This window comes from Scytonema sp. NUACC21, assembly GCF_054684315.1.
In genome coordinates this window covers 1-5,373 of record NZ_BAAFZH010000001.1, presented here as the reverse complement: position 1 = coordinate 5,373, position 5,373 = coordinate 1, and the positions used below count along the sequence as shown (strand labels likewise).

The window sequence follows — 5,373 nt, the reverse complement described above, 5'->3', positions numbered from 1 at the left end:
GGTGCTGGGGGAATACCATCGAGACGGAAAGTACCCAAGCTCTTGTTATCATTTGACATTTCCCGTTCGCCCTGGAGAACGTGAATTTCCACGTTAGTTTGACCATCCACAGCGGTAGAGAAGACTTCGGACTTCTTGGTAGGAATGGTAGTGTTGCGAGGGATAATCTTGGTCATGACACCGCCCAAGGTTTCCAAACCTAGAGACAGTGGTGTTACGTCTAACAACAAGATACCAGTAACATCGCCACCAAGTACACCTGCTTGAATTGCTGCACCAACAGCTACCACTTCATCGGGGTTCACGCTTTGGTTGGGGTCTTTACCCAACAGGTTCTTCACAAGTTGCTGTACAGCAGGAATGCGGGTAGAACCACCAACTAACACGACTTCATTAATGTCGTTCTTAGTTAATTTAGCATCGCGGAGTGCGTTCTCAACAGGCACGCGACAGCGGTCAATCAGGTCAGCACACAGTTTTTCAAACTGGGTACGAGTTAGGGTCATATCCAAGTGCTTGGGACCATCCTGAGTTGCAGTGATGAAAGGCAGGTTGATTTCCGCCTCTGGGGTTGTGCACCACCCCAGAAAAATAGAAGTATAAAACCGACAATAAATCCGTTACGCATGCTTTTTTATGTAAGAAATCAAAGATAAACAAATCTTCACATGCACTTCAACTCAATGAGCAATTGCGGGGACAAGACGAGAATTTGCATAAAAAAAGCCCCATCAACACTTATGATAGGGCTAGTTTATGAAATCAAAACCAACTTATCGTTGCTTAAAAGCTTTTTCACCTGGGAAATACGCGGTTTCAGCCAATTCCTCCTCGATGCGCAACAATTGATTGTATTTGGCCATACGATCGGAACGAGAAGCCGAACCCGTTTTGATTTGTCCGCAGTTGAGTGCAACGGCTAAATCGGCAATCGTAGTATCTTCAGTTTCTCCCGAACGATGTGACATTACAGAGGTATACCCTGCATTATGGGCCATGGTTACTGCTGCGATGGTTTCCGATAAGGTTCCGATTTGGTTTACCTTTACCAAAATTGAATTGGCAATCCCTTTTTCGATACCGGTAGCCAAACGCTCCACATTGGTTACAAACAAATCATCGCTTTCTAAACCATTGTTCTCAACGATTTGTTGACAGAGCTTGACATCTTCGAGTAAATCGTCACTTGCCATTTCGCGATAATCGCCACTGACTTTAGCAGCAATTCTCTTATCTGGAACTAGTAATGGTCGATCGCTTAAAGTTGCGGTTTTCCACCAATCTACCGCTAAGCGATCGGCTGATGGAGGATATTGAGTACTTCCATCAGCGTTTGCAAATAAAACGTTAGGTAAAATTTGGTTAACTTCAGTCAAGGCTCGACTAATAGCAATCTTGGCATCGAAATGAGCACCATAACCCAAAACAATATCTTCTACAGAGCGATCGCTTCTTCGAGTAACAGCAGCAAAAACTGGAATATTCAGATCGCTGGTAATATCCAAAACCCAAAGTTCCCGATTAATAGTTTGATAATATTGTTTCAGGTTTTGAAAATAGGGCTCGTCGAAACTATCTAAATCCACTCGAGGCTTTTGTAAGGAGTTATACCACCATAACGCGACAGCATCCCGCTCTACTAACTCCATAAACCCTTGCAGAATTGCTTCTTCAAGAGTAAGGCAATCTGGTCGGCGCGAAATCTCAAGTTCTATCCTCTTGCCTTACAAGCGGCTTTAAAAAATGAAGCAACAATTGCAACTGCAAAAGATATTAGTGTTTCCCTCGCAAGGGGTGAAATAGCGCCTCTAATTAAGCTGGACACTTGGTCACTACTCAACCTCAAAAGCGATGATATTCTCGCATTGCCCGGTCGTCTTACTAAAGAATATCAAATTCCGCGCTCGGCGATCGCTCAAGCCATGTCAAAGTATTCGCTACAAAATCTTGGCATACAGGAGTTTAGCCGCCAATTTCTCAGTGATATTCCCAAATCACCTGTATTTTTTGTCCCAGGAACAAAACATTACTCATTTCCCAAGGCAGCTGCGCTCTTAGGAATTGGAGCGGCAAACATGATTGACGTTCCCGTGGATATAAATGCCCGCATGAGTATTCCTGACCTAGAAACGTTGTTGCAAGACTGCCTTGCCGAACATAGACCAGTCTATACAGTCGTTGCTGTTATGGGCAGTACTGAAGAAAGTGCCACTGACCCAATTAAAGAGGTTCAGCAATTAACAATGACGGTTCTTTAAAAGTTAGCTATACGGCACCTAGTGTTAATGGTCAGGCTGAAGTGATTGTAGAGGCGCTGGCAAATGCTGCAATCAATGCTGATGATATCTCTTATATAGAAACTCATGGCACAGGAACAGCGACTGGCGATCCAGTTGAAGTTGCTGCTTTGACTAAGGCTTTTCGCGCTTTTACACAAAAAAACGGATTTTGTGCTATTGGTTCAGTAAAACCAAACATTGGACATTTAGATACAGCAGCTGGTGTAGCAAGTCTTATCAAAACTGTCTTAGCATTAAAATATAAACAAATACCTCCTAGCCTTAATTTTGAATCTCCCAATCCTGAGATTGATTTTGCCAACAGCCCCTTCTACGTTAATACTCAACTTAGGGAGTGGAAAGCTAACAAGGCTCCCCGTCGAGCAGGAGTGAGTTCCCTGGGTTTTGGTGGAACTAATGCCCATGTGATTCTGGAAGAAGCTCCTGAAATTCAACATTTTGATGACTCTAGACCTTGGCAATTCTGCAAATGTGTGTCCAACAAAATCAGGAGTTATGGTAGAACGACGGCTCCATGTTTTGATCACTCCCTTTTTGGCTTTGCCCTCATTAACTGCTAATACTTTCTTTTCTAATTTGGCAGCTACATAAGGACCTTTTTTAATTGAACGAGCCATATTACTGTGTTAATTTGAAATTTTGATAATTTGAATTTGAATCCACTTACTCACTTCTTATTTAGCGAGCTTGCTTCCGTTTTTACGTTGGATGATCAGCTTATCACTTCCTTTTCCTCTTGTTCTTGTCTTCTCACCTTTCGCGTATTTACCGGTGCGGCTTCTTGGGTGACCACCTGAAGATCTACCTTCACCACCACCCATTGGGTGATCTACTGGGTTCATCGCTACACCACGGTTGCGAGGACGGATACCTTTCCAACGGTTCACACCCGCTTTACCGGCTGTTTCTAGGTTGTGATCACTGTTACTTACCACACCAACAGTTGCAACGCAGTTGATCAAAATCTTTCTCAACTCACCACTTGGCATTTTCAATACACCTTAATAAACTCCACGTCCCGTCCCACCTCGACGACCTCACCAGTAATCTCATGACCCAGCGTCATCCCCTCTGGAGCGGCAAAACGGCCCCGGTAGATGTGCTGGTCGCTACCGCAGATGTTCGTGGTGACCACCTTGAGAATGACACCGTGCTCGCACTTCTTGCCACGAGGGTCAACTAGTTTTGGGAAGTCAATATTTTGAACCTCGACTTTCCGAGGACCTATATAGACTACTCCACGATTGCTTACCATAGCTTGTTCATCCTCTTTTTATGGTTTGAACTACTAAATTTCATTTCAGGCCCCCTCAGCTAGTTTTATGGGGCGCAACAACATCGCATTGGCTGCCACAAGTACTCAAGGGAGGAAAAAAGAAAGCTCACGATCAAAACTTGCAGCCCTTTAAGGAGTTGGTGATATTAGTTCATGATGGTTCTCTTAGGTTTTTAAGTTGTTTTGAGACTGGAATAAGTGCCTTGTTCGTCGCGATCGCAACTCTGGAAATTTACGATATGACTTTAGACATACACCAATCCGGAAGCCGAACCGAGCCCGATAATTTTAAATAATAGGGTAAGTTGAATTTTTTCCATATGTTAGCAGTAAGTTATTAGCCCCGATTGCAGCGGCATCCTTTTTTGTTTTCTGCCTTGAAGCACTTCGACAAGCTCAGTGTGACAATATCATAAAAGTATCAGGAAAGTAAGAGAGAATATCTCTGGGTTATCTTTTCTCAAATTGAGATAGAATGTAGCACCTTCTTTTGGCAAAGGGTTGCTAAGCTTTCACAGGGTCTATTCCCTCCGGCTTTCGTGATAACAAACATAATGTTAATGAACGATGCAAAGTAATGACACAGAATTCACATTTGCAAGGGTTTTGAAAAAATAAAAACCTACAACGTTGTAGTGTTGTAGGTTTTTGGGGGTTCTGCCTTGCGGCAGAGCGGTTGGTGGTTAGTTAGCGAATATGACTTTTTGGTATTTTGAATTTATACTGTTGTAGAACAATAACACCGTAGTGTATACTATAACTATCAAAGTTGTGGTATGTTTTTTCACGAACATCTGCTGGCAATTCACTCATCTCAGCGATACCACCGGCATTATCTGCGATAGGACCGAATGCATCAATTGCTAATTGCATAGCAGTAGTTGCCATCATTCCGGCTGCAGCAATGGCTACACCGTAAAGGCCTGCGCAAGCGTATGAGCCCCAGATACCTCCAGCCAATACAAGAATTGGAAGGAAGGTAGATTCCATACCAATTGCTAAACCACCAATAATATTGGTAGCGTGGCCAGTTGAAGATTGACGAATAATACTTAAAACTGGTCTTTTACCCATAGCTGTATAATATTCAGTAATAATACTCATTAAAGCACCTACAACTAAACCAACAGCTATTGCACCAATTACACCATTACGAGTGAATTCGGCACCACGTAAAACCATTGTTTCTGGTAAAATGTGCATTGTAATAAAGTAAGCAGCAACTGCAGTTAAAATAATAGAACCCCAGTTACCCATGTTTAATGCTTTTTGAACAGCATCTGTACTTACAGGTTTTACCGAGGAATTTTGCACGAAGGGCTATCACCGACAAAGGCACTCCGAGCAACTCAATTAGAGATGTGGCAGCACAAGCAATGGCAAGAACCATACTACTGGGCTGCTTTTGTATTGCAGGGCGAGTATCGATAATTTTATAAGTATATTAACAAATGGGTTTTGCAGCACATCAGCTAACAATGGGTTCTGATGCTATGTCTCCTAAATGAACAGATTGTAACAAATTATACCAATCATCTTGAATTGCTTCCTCCTGTGGTTGAGAGCAACGGAGTTGTGCTAAGGCACTAATGGCATCGTACCATAGACCGTTCGCAGCATAGAGCAATATACGCTCTCGTTGTGTTGTTACTGATTCTAACTGACTTTTTAAATCGGGATCTATGAGTATTCGCTTTACCCACCCTGTAACAACATCATCAGCAGAACGGTTTCGCGGATTGCAAATAAAAGAAAAGATCCAACGGTAGTTCTGACCAATTTCCAGTGGTGTCACTG

7 protein-coding genes, 3 pseudogenes and 1 riboswitch are annotated in these 5,373 nt (G+C 42.9%); of the genes and pseudogenes, 3 read left to right on the top strand and 7 right to left on the bottom strand.

Translation table 11 applies throughout. The features are described 5' to 3' along the window. Together ACYRY3_RS00050 and ACYRY3_RS00045 are read right to left on the bottom strand one after the other, a co-directional pair. Nucleotides 1-566, bottom strand: a pseudogene (locus tag ACYRY3_RS00050) (Hsp70 family protein); the annotation flags it as partial. Nucleotides 567-773: 207 nt separating this feature from the next. Then, the gene (locus tag ACYRY3_RS00045) at nt 774-1,649 is read right to left on the bottom strand and encodes a YcaO-like family protein (RefSeq protein WP_460199890.1); all 876 of its coding nucleotides are present in this window, start codon (nt 1,647-1,649) and stop codon (nt 774-776) included. 273 nt (nt 1,650-1,922) lie between these two features. On the opposite strand from ACYRY3_RS00045, the gene ACYRY3_RS00040 reads away from it, so the two are divergent. Continuing rightward, a complete protein-coding gene (locus ACYRY3_RS00040; RefSeq protein WP_460199891.1) occupies nt 1,923-2,258 on the top strand; it encodes a pyridoxal-dependent decarboxylase in 336 nt (111 codons plus the stop codon). Beyond that, a pseudogene (locus ACYRY3_RS00035) lies at nt 2,225-2,761 on the top strand (ketoacyl-synthetase C-terminal extension domain-containing protein); the annotation flags it as partial. The gene ACYRY3_RS00040 and the pseudogene ACYRY3_RS00035, both read left to right, overlap by 34 nt. Nucleotides 2,762-2,824: 63 nt before the next feature. Here ACYRY3_RS00035 and ACYRY3_RS00030 read toward each other — a convergent pair. The 4 genes and pseudogenes from ACYRY3_RS00030 to ACYRY3_RS00015 all read right to left on the bottom strand — a co-directional run. Further along, a pseudogene (locus ACYRY3_RS00030) lies at nt 2,825-2,917 on the bottom strand (hypothetical protein); the annotation flags it as partial. Nucleotides 2,918-2,974: 57 nt separating this feature from the next. Then, the gene (locus ACYRY3_RS00025; protein ID WP_460199889.1) at nt 2,975-3,289 is read right to left on the bottom strand and encodes a hypothetical protein; all 315 of its coding nucleotides are present in this window, start codon (nt 3,287-3,289) and stop codon (nt 2,975-2,977) included. A 2-nt stretch (nt 3,290-3,291) separates the two neighbouring features. Next, nucleotides 3,292-3,555 carry an alcohol dehydrogenase catalytic domain-containing protein gene (locus tag ACYRY3_RS00020; protein ID WP_460199888.1) on the bottom strand — a complete coding sequence of 88 codons (264 nt, stop codon included), beginning with the start codon at nt 3,553-3,555 and terminating at the stop codon, nt 3,292-3,294. 468 nt (nt 3,556-4,023) lie between these two features. Beyond that, nucleotides 4,024-4,125, bottom strand: a riboswitch (SAM riboswitch). A gap of 138 nt (nt 4,126-4,263) precedes the next feature. Further along, complete coding sequence (locus ACYRY3_RS00015) at nt 4,264-4,890, bottom strand: sodium/proton-translocating pyrophosphatase (RefSeq protein WP_460199887.1); 627 nt, start codon at nt 4,888-4,890, stop codon at nt 4,264-4,266. On the opposite strand from ACYRY3_RS00015, the gene ACYRY3_RS00010 reads away from it, so the two are divergent. Beyond that, nucleotides 4,885-5,007 (top strand): CHAT domain-containing protein, encoded by a 123-nt coding sequence (locus ACYRY3_RS00010; RefSeq protein ID WP_460199886.1) that lies wholly within the window; start codon nt 4,885-4,887, stop codon nt 5,005-5,007. The two genes, ACYRY3_RS00015 and ACYRY3_RS00010, sit on opposite strands and share 6 nt — an antisense overlap. Before the next feature lie 37 nt (nt 5,008-5,044). Here the strand turns inward: ACYRY3_RS00010 and ACYRY3_RS00005 are convergent. Next, on the bottom strand, nt 5,045-5,373 hold a 329-nt coding region (locus tag ACYRY3_RS00005), incomplete at its 5' end, for a DUF928 domain-containing protein (protein ID WP_460199885.1).

Bases quoted from the DNA above. Each gene is read 5' to 3' on its own strand.
- ACYRY3_RS00020 (WP_460199888.1), bottom strand. From the start codon at position 3,555: ATGGTAAGCAATCGTGGAGTAGTCTATATAGGTCCTCGGAAAGTCGAG.
- ACYRY3_RS00040 (WP_460199891.1), top strand. From the start codon at position 1,923: ATGTCAAAGTATTCGCTACAAAATCTTGGCATACAGGAGTTTAGCCGC.
- ACYRY3_RS00025 (WP_460199889.1), bottom strand. From the start codon at position 3,289: ATGCCAAGTGGTGAGTTGAGAAAGATTTTGATCAACTGCGTTGCAACT.
- ACYRY3_RS00045 (WP_460199890.1), bottom strand. From the start codon at position 1,649: ATGGAGTTAGTAGAGCGGGATGCTGTCGCGTTATGGTGGTATAACTCC.